This window comes from Streptomyces sp. DSM 40750, assembly GCF_024612035.1.
In the GTDB taxonomy this organism is placed as follows: Bacteria; Actinomycetota; Actinomycetes; order Streptomycetales; family Streptomycetaceae; genus Streptomyces.
Genome location: NZ_CP102513.1, coordinates 6,102,357 through 6,118,683, shown reverse-complemented (window position 1 = coordinate 6,118,683; position 16,327 = coordinate 6,102,357). Strand labels below are relative to the sequence as shown.

Sequence of the window (16,327 nt, the reverse complement as noted above, 5' to 3'; positions counted from 1 at the left end):
GGCGGGCGCTAGAGGTCGAGGTCGCCGAAGGAGAGCGCGTCCAGGTCGCCGTCGAAGCCCTCCGGGGTCAGGAACATCAGCTCCAGCGGGTCGGCCGGCGGGGCGCGGTGGGGGTCGGGGCCGGTGAGGGACTGTTCGGTCCAGATGCACTTGCCGGTGGTGGTGTAGCGGGTGCCCCAGCGCTGGGAGAGCGCGGTGATGAGCTGGAGGCCCCGGCCGCCCTCGTCGGTGTCGGTGGCCCGGCGTATTCGGGGCATCGTGAGGCTGCCGTCGAAGACCTCGCAGACCAGCGCGGAGCCGTGCAGGAGGCGGAGGCGGACGGGGCCCTTGGCGTGGCGTACGACGTTGCCGACGAGTTCGCTGGCGAGGAGTTCGGTGGTGGGGGCGAGGTCGTCCAGGCCCCAGACGGCGAGCTGTTCGCGGACGTGGCGGCGGGCCTGCCCGGCCGCCTTCGGGTTGTCGAGGAGGGACCAGGAGGCGATCCGGTCGTCGGTCAGGGCGTGCAGGCGGGCGACGAGGAACGCGGCGTCGTCGGCCGCCGGGTGCTCGGCGGGGAGCAGGCCGTGCGTGAGGGTGTCGCAGAGGCGTTCCAGGTCGGTGGCGGTGCCGTCCTCGTGCGCGGTGCGCAGCAGCCGGGCCAGGTCGGCCATGCCCTCGTCGATGCCCCGTTTCGCCGACTCGACCAGCCCGTCGGTGTAGAGCACGAGCAGACTGCCGTCGGGCACGGTCAGCTCCACCGTCTCGAACGGCGGTTCGGCCGCGCCGAGCGGCGGGTCGGCGGTCAGCTCCGGGAAGTGCACGGTGCCGTCGGGGCGGACCAGGGCGGGCGGGGGGTGTCCGGCGCGGGCGATGGAGCAGACCTGGGTGGTGGAGTCGTAGAGGGCGTACAGGCAGGTGACGTACGACTCCTCGCCCATGGTGCCGACGATGTCGTTGAGGTGGCTCATGATCTCGTCGGGGGGCAGTTCGAGGTCGGCGAGGGTGTGGACGGCCGTGCGGAGCCGGCCCATGGTGGCGGCCTCGGACAGGCCGTGGCCCATGACGTCGCCGACGACGAGGGCGACCTGGCCGCTGGAGAGCGGGATGACGTCGTACCAGTCGCCGCCGACGTCCATGCCCTGGCCGGCGGGGAGGTAGCGGGCGGCGGACTCGCAGGCGGCGAGGGCGGGCAGGTCCTGCGGGAGCAGCGCGCGCTGGAGTTCGCGGGACCGGGTGTGTTCGAGGTCGTAGAGCCGGGCGCGTTCCAGGGACTGGGCGAGGAGGGCGCTGATCGCGGTGAGGAGGGTGCGTTCCTCGCCGGTGAGGCGGCGCGGCCGGTCGAAGGAGATGATGCACACCCCGAAGGTGTGGTCGGACGCCGTCAGCGGGAGGAACGCCCAGGACTGCTTGCCGGACCGGGCGAGCAGGTCGGCGTGCTGGGGCACGTACGCGTTGTACTCCTGCGGCGAGGAGATGAAGACCGGGGTACCGGAGTTGATCGCGTCCCAGGCGGGACCGTACGGCGTCCTGGGGCTGTGGTTGACGAGACTGATGAACTCGGCCGAGTAGCCGACGGCGCCGACGTTCTGCAGGCGGCCGCCCTCGACGGTCTGGACGAGGAGTCCGGTGGCGGCGAACGGCGGCAGCACCCGGTGGGCGACCGCGTCGACGACGTCCTGGGAGGTGGTCGCCTTGGCGAGCGCGGCGGTCAACGCGGCGATGCGGTCGGCCCGTTCGGAGGCCGCGCGCTCGGCGTCGCGGTGTTCCTCCTCCAGCCGGCGTTTCTCGGTGACGTCGGTGAAGTAGATGGTGCGGCCGTCGGGGCCCGGGACCAGCCGCAGGTGGTACACGCGGCCCTGGTCCGGCATGGATACGTCGAACCCGGAAGGTCTCTCCCCGGCGGCGGCCTGCCGGCAGCGACTCTCCAGGCCGGGGGTCCCGCGTACGGACGGCAGGTCCCACAGGACGCGCCCGAACAGCTCCTCCTCGGAGAGACCGAGGGTGCGTTCGGCCTCCAGGTTGGCGAAGGTGATCCGCCAGTCGCCGTCGACGGCGAGGAAGCTGTCGCTCATGTGCCGCAGGGCCCGGCTGAGCGCGTCCCGGGCGGACCGTGACTCGCTGCTCTCCCACCCCACGCCGATCATCCGGTGGGGTGTGCCCTGCTCGTCGTAGGTCGCCCGGCCCCGGGCCTGCGTCCAGCCCCACGTGCCGTCGAGGCGCCGTACGCGGTACTCCGCCTCGTACACGCCGTGGTCGCGTATCGCCTGCTGTGCGGCGGCCAGGGTGGGGGCGAGGTCGTCGGGGTGGACGATCCGCATCCAGTTGTCGATCTTGCCGGTGAACTCGGACGGTCTGGTGCCGTAGAGCTCCAGGGCGGCCTCGTCCCAGATCAGGTCGCCGGTGCGGATGTTCCAGTCCCAGGAGCCGACGCTGACCTCCTTCAGCGCCTGCCGCAGCCGCTCGCCGTTCAGCTCGGCCTGTGCGGGGCCGGACGGTGGTGGCGCCTGCGCCATGCGGTTCTCGGTCCAGTCGACGAGCGCCCGCAGGAACTCCCATTCCTCGTCGGTGGGTTCGCCCCGGGCGCCGGTGAGGACGGTGAGCGCGCCTATCGTGCGGTCGCCGCTGGACACGGGTAAGGCGACGAGGCCGGTGCCGGGCCAGGCGATGGCCATGGAGCCCAGCGGCGACCATGATCCGCTGCCCTGGTGGAGGGCGCGGGCCGGGGGCAGCGGGCCCTCCTGGTCGATGATCTCCCATGGACGGGTGAGCGCGGGCGGAAGGCCGGTGACCGACACCAGCCGCAGCGCCGACATGGGACCCCGCAGGTGGATCATGCCCCCGAGGGCGCCGAGTTCGCCGACCGCGTGCTGGAGTGCCAGCCGGAAGACCTCGCTTTCCGCGACACCGGGATCCACCGTGCTGAGCAGGGCCAGCCGTGCGTTCATACGGCAGACTTTAACGGTCCATCCAGACGTAAGGCAGTCCGCCACAGGAATTGCACAGCGACTCCCCCCGTGTCGTCCTCGGCGCCGGGCGCCCGCCTCAACAGTGCGGATTCCAGAGTGAGTTGACTCGTCCATCATGGATCATGGGCGGCATGGACATCGGTGTTTTCCTCCCCATCGGCAACAACGGCTGGCTCATATCGAAGAGTTCACCGCAGTACCTGCCGAGCTTCGAACTGAACAAGGCGATCGTGCGGAAGGCCGAGGAGCACGGCCTCGACTTCGCGCTCTCCATGATCAAGCTCAAGGGCTTCGGCGGCGAGACCGAGTTCTGGGACCACAATCTGGAGTCGTTCACGCTGATGGCGGGCCTGGCCGCCGTGACGGACCGCATCAGGCTGTACGCCTCCACCCCGATCCTCGCCCTCCCGCCGGCGATCGTCGCGCGTATGGCGGTCACGGTCGACTCGATCGCCCCCGGCCGCTTCGGCGTCAACATCGTCACCGGCTGGGCGCCCGGCGAGTACTCCCAGATGGGCCTGTGGCCGGGCGACGCCCACTTCGGCAACCGGTACGCGCGCGCCGCCGAATACGTCACCGTCATGCGGGAGTTGTGGACGGACGGCGTCAGCGACTTCAAGGGCGAGTTCTACGAGATGGACAACTGCGTGCTGTCCCCGCGCCCGGCGAACGGCCACATCGACATCGTCGCCGCCGGGCAGAGCGGGACCGGGATGCGGTTCGCCGCCGAGCACGCCGACTACAGCTTCATCCTGGGCAGCGGCGTCAACACCCCGCTCGCCCTCTCCAGCTCCACGGCGACGCTGGTCGAGGCGGCGGAGAAGACCGGCCGCGACGTCGGCGCCCTGTCCCTGTTCATGGTCATCGCCGACGAGACGGACGAGGCCGCCCGGGCCAAGTGGCGCGACTACCACGACAACGCGGACCACGCGGCCCTCGCCTACATGGCGGGCGAGTCGGCCTCGGACACCACCGCCGACGACTCCTCCACCGCCCGCACGATCGTCCTCCCCGAAGGCGCGGTCAACTTCAACATGGGCACGCTGGTCGGGTCCTACGAGACGGTCGCGAGCATGCTCGACGAGGTCGCCGAGATCAACGGCACGAAGGGGATCATGCTCGTCTTCGACGACTTCCTGGCCGGCCTCGAGAACTTCGGCACGCGGATCCAGCCGCTGATGAGGTCGCGGGCGGGGCGGTCCGCGTGACCAAGATCTGATGAACGTCGTTGGGCCGCTGCGACACCAGATTGTTGCGACACCAGGATGTCCGGCCCGACCTCAGCAGGCGCCATGTTCAAGATGTTCAAGGCATTCACGACGTCGCTCAGGACGTTGATCAAGACGTTCGTCGAGCAGTACGCGAAGAACCAGCAGATCAAACGGGAGCTGCTGGCTCAACGCGGTGAGCAGGAACGACTCTGGCGGGAGGAGGACCGCGCGATCCTCCAGGCGGCCCTCGCCGCGAACCGGGTCGCCCTCGAAGAGCACAACGGCACGCTCCAGCGCGCGGCCGGCGTCTCGTACCTCACGCTGCGCTGCCACGAGGACACCTGGACCTTCCTGGCCCGCGCGGCGTTCGGCGTCTGGGAGCCCGGCTGGACCCAGAGCACGCGCGATCCGTACGACCGCGTCGGTCCCAACGCGAGCAGGGCGGCCCACTTCACCGCGAACCCCAACCTGCCGCCGGGCCGCATCACCAAGGCGGACGGCGGCATGCAGGACATCCTGCTCTCCGGCCACAACCTCGTCCTTCTCCTGGACACCCTCCGCGAGGCCACGACCGCCGAGATCACCGCCAACGGCGCCCGCTGCAAGACCCTCTACGACCGCCTCGCCTCCTTCACGGCCAAGCTCGACCCGACCGCTCCCCCCGGCCGCACCACCGGGATCCTCTGGCGGATCGACGACAGCCTGCACAGCCAGTACGTGAGCCGGCCCCCGTCCGGCGGCTCCGGCCGCGGCACGGCGACCCCGCTCCTCCGCAAGGTCCCGTCCCCCGCCCCGGCGGCCCGCCACCACACCGAGCGGAGCGGCTCGCCGGTCCAGTGATCAGCGGGTGACGGGGGTGCGGGTCAGTCGCATTCGGTTCCGGCGGAACGGTCCTTCTTGCGGAAGGTCATCAGCGGGGTGCCGTCGTTCTTGAGTTCGTCGGCGACGCCGTCGATGTAATTGCCGTAGGAGTAAATGCGGTCGTATCCGCGGCCGCGCCAGGAAGTGACGTCGACGACGTCCTCGCGCTTTCCGGTCGAATTCCAGGTGTACGACTCGACCTTGAAGACCGGATTCACGCGGACGACACGCTTGGTGGGGCTCGCCTCGATCCAGGCGGTTTTCTTCGGGCCGATCTCGATGACGTCGTTGTTGGTGACGGCGACGGAGTTCTCGATGGCCCAGGAATAGCTGTAGGAGGCCTCGGCGGAGACGCCGAACCAGTCGCCGATGGAGGACTCGACGCTGGTGGAGCCGCCGACGGTGTGGGAGTACGACCTGGACGTGGCGTACTCGCGGGCGAGTTCCAGGCTGTAGCCGCTGTCGGTGCAGTTGGTGCGGGTCTCGCTGATGGGGCGCCAGGCGGCGCGGTAGGTCCAGCTGGCGGCGACGGGGTACTCACAGCGGCCCTCGAAGCGCTCCCAGCCGGGCTGGAGCGTCCACTTGCCGTCGTCCTTGTGCCAGACGGGGGCCTCGCGCCACGCGGAGTGGTCGCGGAGTTCGCCGGTCGTGACATTGACGTACCAGTCCTGGTAGCCGGTGTCGCCATCGGTGCCGCAGACCCGCGCCATCATCTCGTCGGTGTTCCAGGGCTCCTGGCCCCGGATGTTCACGGCGCCATGGGGGCCGGCGGCGTGCGCGGGCTGCGTCGCGAAAACGCTCGCCACCGCGCCGAGAAGAGCCGCGCCGACCGCTGCGGCACGCCGCACCCGCAAACGGGAAAAGGAACCGGAACGGGACTGAGCCTTGTTTTCCGTCACTGAAGTATTCGCCCTTTCGGGGATGGGGGAAAGCGTTCTTACCCGCCGGTAAGTACTATCGATTTCCGATGCTTCACCTGTCAAACGCCCAGGAGGAAAGGGAAACAAGGCGGCACAACCGGACACCCGAACCGGGGAAATTCGGACGTCTCCCGGCGGCGGCCGGATCCGCTGTTACGGTCCTGGGACACTTCCGCGTCCCCCGGCATACAACCTTCCGCCATACCGGGCCGTCTCCCCTGATAACAGCGCCACTGCAGCGTTACTTCACCAAGGGGGACAACATGCGACGAATCGGAACCGTGTTGGTGGCACTCGCGCTCGCGGGGACCGCGCTCGGGACGGCGGCGGCCACCGCGAGCGCCGCGCCGGGGGGCGCCTCGCGGGCCGCCGCGGCCTGCCCGACGGGCTGGGGCAGCGGCACCAAGGGCAGCCCCGACAGCGGCGCCGTGCCGCTGTCGAACATCAGGACCGGCCGGCACGACTGCTTCGACCGCATCGTGTTCGACGTCCCGGGCGGGGGTGACCACATCGGCTACTACGTCCAGTACGTCGACCGGCTCCACCAGGTCGGTTCGGGCGACCCCATCCCGGTGAGCGGCGGGGCCATCCTCGAACTCCGGGTCGGCGCGCCCAGTTACGACCCGGAGACCGGCGGGGTCGCGTACCCGGGCAAGGTGGCCCAGCCCCTGCCCGGCGTCAACATCTCCGGCTACCGCACCTTCCGTGACACCCGGTTCGCCGGCAGCTTCGAGGGCGAGACCCAGATAGGCCTCGGCGTCCGCGCCCGGCTGCCGTTCCGGGTGATCCAGCTGCCCGACCGGCTGGTGGTCGACGTGGCCCACAGCTGGAACTAGCGGATCGCCGCCCTCACGGGGCCTCGGCCGCTTCGGCCTTGGCCCCGGCCGTCCGTGCGGCGGCGGTCAGAGCGTGGGCCTCAGCCACTGGCGTACGTGGTGGCGGGCGGTGTGCAGGCGGGACTTGACCGTGCCGAGGGGGAGGCCGGTGCGGTCGGCTATCTCGGCGTATTCCATCTGGCAGATGTCCCGGTAGACCAGGGGCGCGACCAGTGTGGGGTGGTCCCGGTCGAGGCGTTCGAGGGCCTCCAGGAGGTCGATGCGCGATCCCGCGATCACGCTCGTGGTGCGCGGGTCCGCCCGGTGGGCCTCCTCCGCCGCCAACGGCTGCTCGGCGGCCCGCCGCTTCAGCTCACGGTACTTCTGGCGGGCACAGTTGGCGACCACGGTGTGCAGCCAGGTGCTGAAGAGGCTGCGCCGCTGGAACGTGGTGATCTTGCGCGCCACCTGCAGCAGCACGTCCTGCGCCGCCTCCTCGGCGTCCTCCCGACAGGGCAGGAACCGTCCGCAGCGGCGGAGCACCTCCGGCCGGATCGCCTGGAGGAGGGTGTCGAGGGCCTCCTGGTCACCTGCCGCCGCGTGCACGGCGAGGGCTTCGGTGTCGGCGGCGAGCGGCACGAATCACTCCCGGGCAACTTGTTCAACTGGCAACTACGTCGGCCGAGTTTACGGCGTCGGGCGGTACGAACGGGACGACATGGCTGCCCTTCCGTACCCCCTCCCACCCTGTGAACCCCTGTGGACCGCTGCCCATTCCTAGAGTCGCCGACGGCGCCCGCGCCATCCGCTTCCGCAGTCCGCTTCCGCAGTCCGCTTCTCAGGGAGACACGAGTCGTGAGCATCACCACCGAGCTCCGGGTGCAGCCGGTGCCGAGTGCCGTCGCACGGATCGTGGCGACGGGCGGGGTCGGCATCGCCAGGGACCGGTTGCGGGTCCGGAGCAGGTACGGCGAGCGATTCCGGGGAGCGATGGAGGTGGCGGCCCGGGTACTGCCCGAGCCCCGGAAGGCCCGACCCGGTCCTCCCGGCGGCCTTCGGGAGGACCGGGTCGGTGTGCTCGCCGATCTGGCGGCCGTACATCTCTACCTGTCCGGGGAGTCGGCGTGGCTCGACGAGGCGCTGCCCGAAGGGGAGTTGGGCGCGCACATGCCGCTCGCCCGCTGTGTCGCCTCGGGACTGTGCAGGCTGGGTGCCTACCGTGGCCCCGCCGCAGTCGCCCATGACGGTGTGGCCGGGCCGGCGGCGGACTGGTATCGAGAGAACCGGATCGTCACCGAGCGCGGTTTCTGGGCCGCGTCGGCGTCGCCGAGCGCGATCCGTGCGGGTGGGCCCGGGTTCGTGGTGTGGTCGCTGACCGCCCGTCGTACGGGAGCGGTCGACCCGTACGACCCGGAGCGGGTGGTCTTCCTGCCCGGCACCCGGTTCAAGGTGCTGGGGGTGACCGAGGGGCCCCGTGCCCTGGTCCTGATGCGTGAACTCTTCCCGGAGGAACCGGGTGGGGAGGATCGCCCTGGGGTCGCCGGTGCCGCGGGCAACGGCAACGGTGACGGCGACAGTGACGGCGACGGTGGAGCGACTCCGTGGTTGGACCGGAGCACGGTGGTGGAGTTGGAGCGGGCGGTGAGTGGTTCGGGGGCGGTGAGTGGTTCCGGGGCGGTGAGTGGTTCCGGGGCGGTGAGTGGTTCCGGGGCCGCCGTGGCCGGGGCGCGGGCCGTACCCGGACCGCCGCCCGCTTCCGGTGACGACAGGGGGCCGCGGGGTCGGCTTCCCGGGCTGATCGTCGCGGCGGAAGGCAGGCACGCGGATGGGGGCAGGGATGGCGACGGGGATGAGGACATGGGTCGGGCCGGTGGCTGAAACGCTCCGGCGAGTGCAGCAGGACGTGGGAGAGGTCGAGGTGGAGGAGACGGAGGAGGATGTGCGGGCCGCGCTGCGGCAGGCGTGGGGCGCGGGGGCCGATCAGTGCCCCGTGCCGGCGGACCAGATCGCCCGGTCCTGGTAGATGATGTTGACGTTGCCGTCCGCGCCCAGGCAGAGGACCGCGCCGTCGTGACCCTGGGTCGCGCTGTGCCACAGCGATTCACCGGACGCGCCGAACACGACGAGGTTGCCGTCGCCCTGTAGGTAGGCCCTGTTGCCGCTGCCGGTGGTTCCGGAGGACCAGCGGGCGCGGTCGTCCTCGTCGTAGATCACCAGGTCGCCGTTGGTCCGCATGACCATCCGGGTGCGGTTGGTGCGCCAGGACTGACCGGCGGAGATCTGCGAGTTGGGCTGGACGCAGGTGGTCGTCCAGTCGGGCGTGGCCGACTTCGAGGGCGAGGTGGAGGGGGAGAGGGCGTTCCCCGCGGCCTTGGTGACCTCTGCCCCTCCTGCGTTCCCGGTGCTGTCCGTACTGGTGGGGGTGGGCGACTTCGACGACCGGTCGGATGCCGATGTGCTGCTCGGCGAGGCGGACACGGGGTTCGCCGGCGCGGGGCTCCGCGAGGCGGAGGGAGACGGGGAGTTCTTCGAGGCGCGGGGCGTCGCGGTGGTCGCGGTCCCCCGGCCGTCGAGCACGAACCAGCCGGCCCCGGCCAGGAGACCGGCCAGCGACGCCACCGCCGCCGCGGTGAGCAGGAGGCGCCTTGGCCGCCGGGCCCCGCGTACGCCGTTGCCCTGCGCCGGGGCGTCGGCCACCTGGGCCTCGGCGGAGGCTGCGATCGGCTCGGGAGCAGGGGTGGCGGTCTCCCCGGCGCCAGAACCAGCGGTCGGCTCGGCGACAGGACCAGCAGTCGGCTCGGCGACAGGACCAGCAGTCGGCTCGGCGACAGGACCAGCAGTCGGCTCGGCGACAGGACCAGCAGTCGGCTCGGCGACAGGACCAGCAGTCGGCTCGGCGACAGGACCAGCAGTCGGCTCGGCGACAGGACCAGCAGTCGGCTCGGCGACAGGACCAGCAGTCGGCTCGGCGACAGGACCAGCAGTCGGCTCGGCGACAGGACCAGCAGTCGGCTCGGCGACGGACGAGCCGGTCGCCTGAGCATCGGGGGCGCCGGGTGCGGCGGGGGCGGAGGCATCGGGGGCACCGGGGGCACCGGTCGACTGGGCGTCGGGAGTGTCCGGCAACTGGGTTGCCAGGTCGGCCAGTTCATTGGCGAAGGCCGTGGCGGTGGGCCAGCGGAGGTCGCGGTTCGTCTCCAGGGCGCGCATGATCGACTGCTCGGTGCGCGCGGGGAGGCCGGGGCGGAGGGTGCCGGGTGGGACGACCTTGCCGGGCGACGCGGGGACGGTGCCGGTGAGGAGATGGTAGGCGAGGGCGCCGAGGCCGTAGACGTCGGCGCGGGCGTCGATTCCCTCGCCGGGCTCGGCCTGTTCGGGGGCCATGTATCCGGCCGAACCCGCCGTCATGGTGAGACCCGAGGCATGCGCGAGGCTCTTGGCGAGGCCGAGGTCGGCCACGAGCAGACGGGGCCGCTCGGCGCCGAGTTCCGAGCGGAGCAGCATGTTCGACGGCTTGATGTCGCGGTGCAGGATGCCCGCCTCGTGCAGCACCGCCACCGCGCGGGCCGCCTCCGTCGCGAGCCGCAGCGCCTCGTCGGGCGGCAGCGGACCGTCGGCCAGCCTGTCCTCCAGGGTGCCGCCGTCGGCGTACTCCATGACGAAGTAGGGGCGTTCGTCGGGGAGTTCGCCGATGTCGTGGACCTGCACCACGCGGGGCGAGGCGGCCTGCCGCAGCAGCCGGGCCTCCGACAGGAAACGTTCCCTCAGGTCCAGCCGGTGGGCCCAGTTGTCGGCCATGACCTTGATCGCTACGGGTGCCTGGAGCGAGTCGTCGTGTGCCATCCAGACGACACCGAAGGCCCCGGAACCCAGCCGCTTCTCCAGCCGGTAGCGGCCGATGTTGTGGGGTAACTGCATGGCACCACCATGCGGTACGCACATTGCCGCCACGTATCCAGGGGGGCGGCTCCGAACTTTCGGCCCGGCTGTCGCATCGAACCCCCATGGAACAGCGACAAGGGCAGAGCGGCGAGGGCAGGGAGGGTGCGGGAACGTGCGCAGGTGGCAGCAGGGTGTCAGGGGTGGGATCGGGGTCGTGTTCGGGTGTACGGCGGTGCTGGGGGCCGGGGGATTTACGGGTGCCCACGCCGCCGTGCCTGTCGGAGCCGGAGCCGGAGCCGCGGCGTCAGCTCCGGCTTCGTCGTCGGCCTCGGAAGAGCCGGCGCTGCCGCGCCTGCCCGACCAGGTGGGCGCGGAGGGCGGCTGCACCCCTGTCTCGAAGGTGGTCGTGGAACGGACGCCGTGGGCGCAGCAGTTGCTCGGGCTGCGGCGGGCGCAGGAGCTGAGCCTGGGTGACGGGGTGACCGTCGGGATCGTGGACACCGGGGTGGACGCCGGGGCGGCCGGGCTGAAGGGGCGTTCGGCGGGGGACGGGAAGCGGGACTGTGTGGGGCACGGGACGTTCGCCGCGGGCATCGTCGCCGGTGGTCGGCGGGACGGGGTCGGGCTCGTGGGGGTCGCGCCGCGCGCCCGGGTGTTCGGGGTGCGGGCCACGACGGCCGAGGGGTCCACGGACGCGGACGCCATCGCCGCCGGTGTCGACGCGGCGGTGCGGGGCGGGTCCGACGTGGTGCTGGTGTCGGTGGCGTACGGGGCGTCGAGCAAGCGGCTGCGGGCGGCGGTCGCCGCCGCCGTGAAGAAGGACGTCGTCGTGGTCGCTCCGGCGGCCGGAGGGCCGCAGAGCAGTGCGGCCGCCTATCCGGCGGCGCTGCCCGGGGTCGTCGGCGTGGCCGCCGTCGGGGTGGACGGGGGGCCGTACCCCACCGGGCGCAAGGCCTTGTCCTCACCTCCGGATCTGGTCGCGCCCGGGGACCGGGTGGTCGGGGCCGGGCCCGGCGGCGGGCACTTCGTGGGCGGCGGGGACGCGGTGGCGGCGGCCTTCGTGGCGGGCACGGCCGCGTTGGTGCGCGCGCATGATCCCTCGCTGTCCGCACGGGCGGTCGTCGAACGGCTCCGGGCGACCGCGGTACGGGCCGACGGGACGGTGCCGGATCCATTGGCGGGGTACGGCCTGGTGGACCCGGCGGAGGCGGTCTCCGGGATCGCGGTGGACGAGCCGTCGCCGGGTGCGGTGGCCCGGGCCGGCGCGAACGACTCGTACCGGGTGCCGGAACGGCCACGCGTCATGTCGGGGCGGACCGCGTGGGTCGTGGCCGGGGGCGCGGCGTTCCTGGCCGTGATCGCGGTGGCCCTGGGAGTGGTCGTACCCCGGGGGCGGGCTCGGGGGTGGCGGGCGGGGGGACTTGGCTGAGCGATGCGTCGGGGCGGGCGGGGGTGTCGGCTGAGCGATGCATCGGGGCGCCCGCCGCCGCAACGGCCCGCCGCCTACTCCTCCGACAGCACCTTCTACTCCTCCGACAGCGCCGCCTACTCCTCCGACAACACCGTCTACTCCTCCGACAGCGCCGTCTGCACCTGCGTCGTACGCCGCCGTGAGATCCACAGCCCCCGCCCCGGCGGGAACTCGCGGGGCTTGACGTCGCCGAAGAGGATGCCCTCGGACGGGGGGCAGGAGAGCAGGACGCTCGGTGTGTTGGCGTCGATGAGGCGGCGGAGGAGGGGGTCGCTCATGGCGCGGCCTGCGCCGCCAGCGGAGCGGGCGACGATGAGGTGGAGGCCCATTTCGGCGCCGTGGCTGAGGTGTTCGAGGAGGGGGTCGAAGGGCGTGGAGCCGTAGGTGTTGCCGCTGACCAGGTCGTAGTCGTCGATGAGGAGGAAGACCTGGGGGCCGTGCCACCAGTCGCGGTCGCGCAGCCGGTCGGGGGTGATCTCGGGGCCCGGGATGCGGGGGACCATCGCGGCGGCGGCCGCGGCGGCCATCTCGCGGACCGCGTCCAGGGAGACCGCGTAGCTGAGACGGTGGTCCTCGGGGACCGCGTCGTAGAGCTCGCGGCGCAGGTCGACCATGGCGAACAGCGCTTCGGAGCTGGTGTATCGGGCGGTGATGGAGCGGGCTATGTGGCGGAGGAGGTTCGTCTTGCCGCTCTCCGTGTCGCCGACCACGATCAGGTGCGGCGTCGCGTCGAAGTCGTGCCAGAACGGCGCCAGTTCGTTCTCCTCCACGCCCAGGGGGATCCGGATGCCCTCGGCGGGGGGCAGCTCGCTCACCGCGAGCGTCGCGGGCAGCATGCGTACGGAGGGGGCGGCCGGGCCGTCCCACGCCTCGCGGACGGCGGTGACGAGGGCCTGGGTGGCCTCGGTGAGGTCGGCGGGGGTGCCGCTGCCGTCGATGCGGGGCAGGGCGGTGAGGAAGTGGTGTTTGTCCTCGGTCAGGCCGCGGCCCGCGATCCTGGGGACCTCCTGGGCCTTGCGCATGCCGACGATCGAGTCGACCGCGTCGCCGAGGCGCAGCTCGAACTTGCTGGCTATCTGGTCGCGCAGGGCGGACGGGATGTCCGCCCAGCGGGGCGAGGCGACCATCAGGTGGATGCCGTAGTTCAGCCCCCGGGCGGCGAGTTGGATGATGGTCTGGCCCAGGTCGTAGAAGTCCTGGCGGAGAATCGACCAGCCGTCGATGACGAGGAAGACGTCCCCGTGCGGGTCGTCCGCGAACTCGCCCGCCGCCCGGCGGCGGCGGTACGTCGCCATCGAGTCGACGCCCTCGGCCGCGAACGCCGTTTCCCTGCGGGCGAGGAGAGAGGTGATCTCCCCTACGGTGCGGTTGATGCGTTCCACGTCCACTCGGCCGGTGACCGAGCCGACGTGGGGCAGGCCGGTGAGGGCGGTGAGGCTGCCACCGCCGAAGTCCAGGCAGTAGAACTGCACTTCGCGGGGGGTGTGGGTGACGGCCAGCGCCGTGATCAGGGTGCGCAGCAGCGTGCTCTTGCCGCTCTGCGGGCCGCCCGCGATGCCGACGTGGCCGCCCGCGCCGCTCAGGTCGGCGAGCAGCGGGTCCCGGCGCTGTTCGAAGGGGCGGTCGACGATGCCCACGGGGATACGGAGGCCGCTGCCGTGGGGGCGTACGGCGCGGTAGTTGTCGTCCGGAGTCGCCTCCAACTCGGCTTGGGCGGCAAGGAGTTCGTCGAGGGTCGGGGCGGTGGAGAGCGGGGGGAGCCAGATGCGGTGGGCGGGGCGGTTGCCCGGCAGGTCGTGGAGACGGTTCACGGCCACCTGGAGGAGGCTCTCGGTCTCCTCCTCGTCCGGCAGGCCGTTGGAGTCCGGGTCCGCAATGCCCGGGTCCGGATCCGGCGCCGGATGGGCCGGCAGGACGTATCCGGCGTCGTAGCGCACCACTCCCCCGGGGCCGACGGCGATCTGGGCCGCCTGGCGCTTCGCGCGGTACGGGCCGGAGACGTACGCGGCCTTGAACCGGGTCAGCGTGGCCTGGTCGCTCTTGAGGAAGCCGTTGCCGGGGGCGGAGGGCAACTGGTGGGCGTCGGGCACACCGAGCACGCCCCGGCTCTCCATCGCGGAGAAGGTGCGCAGGCCGATGCGGTACGAGAGGTGGGACTCCAACTGGTGCACCCGGCCCTCGTCGAGGCGCTGCGAGGCCAGCAGCAGATGGACGCCGAGGCTGCGGCCGAGACGGCCGATCATCACGAACAGGTCGATGAAGTCCCGGTGCGCGGCGAGGAGTTCGCTGAACTCGTCGACGACGACGAAGAGCGACGGCAGGGGGTCCAGGGGGGTGCCGGACAGTCGTGCGCGCTCGTATTCGAGGAGCGAGCTGTAGTTGCCGGCCGACCGCAACAGCTCCTGACGGCGGATGAGTTCGCCGTGCACGGCGTCGCGCATACGCGTCACCAGGGCGGCCTCGTCGGCCAGGTTGGTGATGACGGCGGAGGTGTGCGGGAGGTGTTCCAGGCCGAGGAAGGTGGCGCCGCCCTTGAAGTCGACGAGGACGAGGTTGAGCACCTCGGAGGAGTGGGTCAGGGCCAGCGCGGAGACGAGGGTGCGCAGGAGTTCGCTCTTGCCGGAGCCGGTGGCGCCGATGAGCATGCCGTGCGGGCCCATGCCGTTCTGCGCGGACTCCTTGATGTCGAGCTCGACGGGAGAGCCGTCGGCGGCGATGCCGACGGGCACGCGCAGATGGTCGCTCTCCCCCGGACCGCGGTGCTCCCAGAGCCGGGAGATGTCGTAGGTGTGCAGGTCGGGGACGCCCAGCAGGGTGGTGAGGTCGAAGTCCGTGGCGAGTGGTTCGGTGATCTCGGAGGCCACACTCATCCGGTACGGGGCCAGCAGCCGGGCCAGCGCGCGGGCGCGGACCGGGCTGAGGGCGTCGGGGCGGCCGAGGGGTGAGGTGGTCTCGCGGCCGTTGCGGTCCTGGCCGGCCATCTGCAGGAGGTCGGGGGTGATGTCGAGGCCGAGGATGTGCGGGCCGTTCTCCCAGGGCAGCGAGCCGTCGACGTCGATGACCACGCAGTTGCGGTAACCGCCGCCGGAGAGACGGGAGTTGGCGGACACCTCGGCCCCGTCGAGGAGGACGACGGTGAACGGCTCGTCCATGGCGGGGGCCGCCCCCGGGTCGAAGCGGGGGCGGGTGGTGAAGTCGTCGCCGAGCAGTTCCTCCAGCTCGGACGTGGTGGCCGCGATGAGCCGGCGCTGGCCCGCGCCGTCCACGGTGGTGGCGTGCAGGGCGTGCGGCAGCCACTTGGTCCACTCCCAGTGGGCGAGTTCCGCGTCGCCCGCGCAGACCGTGATCCGCAGTTCCTCGGGGGCGTGGAAGACGGCGAGCTGGGCGAGGACGGCCCGGACCATGGCACGGGCCGCGTCCATGTCGCCGCGCAGCCGCACCCGCTCGTAGCCGCGCAGATGTACGGCGATGGGCTGGTCGGCGACGGAGGTGTAGGCGCGGATGAAGCGGCGCAGGGCGTGCGCGGCGAGCGGTTCGAGGTCCTCGACGGGCTTGGTCTGCATCGGGGCCAGACGCAGGCCGAGCCGCTGCTCGCCGACCGCGAGCCGCACCTCCCCGAAGTCGCCGTGCCCGGCCCGGCGTTCCCACAGCCGGGTGGTGCGCACCACCGACCACAGGGCGGCCGGGTGGGGGTTCCGCCAGGCGTGCGCGTCGCGCTGGCGTACGACCACCTCGCGCACCCGGCGGCGGCTCTGCGACAGGTAGCGCAGGTAGTCCCGGCGGTCGCCGCTGACGCGCTGTTTGCGCTCGCTCGCGGTGCGCACGAGCTGGCCGATGAGCATCGCCACGGTGGAGAGCAGCACGATGCCGCCCATCAAGTACATGTAGACGCCGTTGCCTCCGGTGCCGCCCGGGCGGACGAAGATCAGAACCATCCCGAGTGAGGCGACGGCCATCGGGAGGTAGGTGAACAGGGCGGAGAGGCCGCTCTGGCGTTCCGGGAGGACGGGGGGTTCCTGGAGCTCCAGTTGGCCGCCCGGGGCCTCGGGGCCGGGGCGGCGTGGGGGGCGGCGGAACAGTAGGAGACTCACGCGTGGGTCCTCTCGGGGCGGGGCGGTACGCGGGCTTTCGGTTGTCTGCGGGTGAGTGGCGGGTGAGTGGGGGCTGGTCGCGCCCACGCGGCGGAGCCGCAGATCGGCACAGTCCCGCGCCCCTGAAAGAC

The 16,327-nt window shown here is 71.9% G+C and carries 10 protein-coding genes; 5 read left to right on the top strand and 5 right to left on the bottom strand.

The features are described 5' to 3' along the window. Positions 1-8: 8 nt before the first annotated feature. A complete protein-coding gene (locus tag JIX55_RS27300) occupies positions 9-2,924 on the bottom strand; it encodes a SpoIIE family protein phosphatase (protein ID WP_257565904.1) in 2,916 nt (971 codons plus the stop codon). 152 nt (positions 2,925-3,076) lie between these two features. Between JIX55_RS27300 and rutA the strand changes: the two genes are divergently transcribed. Then, a complete protein-coding gene (gene rutA / locus JIX55_RS27295) occupies positions 3,077-4,153 on the top strand; it encodes a pyrimidine utilization protein A (RefSeq protein WP_257565903.1) in 1,077 nt (358 codons plus the stop codon). Between the two features lie 93 nt (positions 4,154-4,246). Then, positions 4,247-4,996: a hypothetical protein gene (locus tag JIX55_RS27290; RefSeq protein WP_257565902.1), complete on the top strand. Its 750-nt coding sequence runs from the start codon at positions 4,247-4,249 to the stop codon at positions 4,994-4,996. A 23-nt stretch (positions 4,997-5,019) separates the two neighbouring features. Here the strand turns inward: JIX55_RS27290 and JIX55_RS27285 are convergent, their stop codons facing one another. Beyond that, complete coding sequence (locus tag JIX55_RS27285) at positions 5,020-5,865, bottom strand: hypothetical protein (RefSeq protein WP_257565901.1); 846 nt, start codon at positions 5,863-5,865, stop codon at positions 5,020-5,022. Between the two features lie 335 nt (positions 5,866-6,200). Here JIX55_RS27285 and JIX55_RS27280 point away from each other — a divergent pair, with 335 nt between their 5' ends. Further along, positions 6,201-6,773, top strand: a complete 573-nt coding sequence (locus JIX55_RS27280; protein ID WP_257565900.1) for an AMIN-like domain-containing (lipo)protein — start codon at positions 6,201-6,203, stop codon at positions 6,771-6,773. 66 nt (positions 6,774-6,839) lie between these two features. Here JIX55_RS27280 and JIX55_RS27275 read toward each other — a convergent pair whose 3' ends face one another. Next, a complete protein-coding gene (locus JIX55_RS27275; RefSeq protein WP_257565899.1) occupies positions 6,840-7,391 on the bottom strand; it encodes an RNA polymerase sigma factor in 552 nt (183 codons plus the stop codon). A gap of 216 nt (positions 7,392-7,607) precedes the next feature. Between JIX55_RS27275 and JIX55_RS27270 the strand changes: the two genes are divergently transcribed. Continuing rightward, positions 7,608-8,630, top strand: a complete 1,023-nt coding sequence (locus JIX55_RS27270) for a hypothetical protein (RefSeq protein WP_257565898.1) — start codon at positions 7,608-7,610, stop codon at positions 8,628-8,630. A 102-nt stretch (positions 8,631-8,732) separates the two neighbouring features. Here the strand turns inward: JIX55_RS27270 and JIX55_RS50960 are convergent, their stop codons facing one another. Then, positions 8,733-10,670, bottom strand: a complete 1,938-nt coding sequence (locus tag JIX55_RS50960; protein ID WP_306820037.1) for a protein kinase domain-containing protein — start codon at positions 10,668-10,670, stop codon at positions 8,733-8,735. A 370-nt stretch (positions 10,671-11,040) separates the two neighbouring features. Here JIX55_RS50960 and JIX55_RS27260 point away from each other — a divergent pair, with 370 nt between their 5' ends. Continuing rightward, positions 11,041-12,063 (top strand): S8 family serine peptidase, encoded by a 1,023-nt coding sequence (locus tag JIX55_RS27260; RefSeq protein WP_257565897.1) that lies wholly within the window; start codon positions 11,041-11,043, stop codon positions 12,061-12,063. A gap of 137 nt (positions 12,064-12,200) precedes the next feature. Here JIX55_RS27260 and eccCa read toward each other — a convergent pair whose 3' ends face one another. After that, positions 12,201-16,196 (bottom strand): type VII secretion protein EccCa, encoded by a 3,996-nt coding sequence (eccCa, locus tag JIX55_RS27255; protein WP_257565896.1) that lies wholly within the window; start codon positions 16,194-16,196, stop codon positions 12,201-12,203. Between the last annotated feature and the right edge of the window lie 131 nt (positions 16,197-16,327).

What these genes read in the sequence shown, in the direction of transcription:
- JIX55_RS27300 (WP_257565904.1), bottom strand. Translation starts at nt 2,924, where the DNA reads ATGAACGCACGGCTGGCCCTGCTCAGCACGGTGGATCCCGGTGTCGCG.
- rutA (WP_257565903.1), top strand. Translation starts at nt 3,077, where the DNA reads ATGGACATCGGTGTTTTCCTCCCCATCGGCAACAACGGCTGGCTCATA.
- JIX55_RS27290 (WP_257565902.1), top strand. Translation starts at nt 4,247, where the DNA reads ATGTTCAAGGCATTCACGACGTCGCTCAGGACGTTGATCAAGACGTTC.
- JIX55_RS27280 (WP_257565900.1), top strand. Translation starts at nt 6,201, where the DNA reads ATGCGACGAATCGGAACCGTGTTGGTGGCACTCGCGCTCGCGGGGACC.
- JIX55_RS50960 (WP_306820037.1), bottom strand. Translation starts at nt 10,670, where the DNA reads ATGCAGTTACCCCACAACATCGGCCGCTACCGGCTGGAGAAGCGGCTG.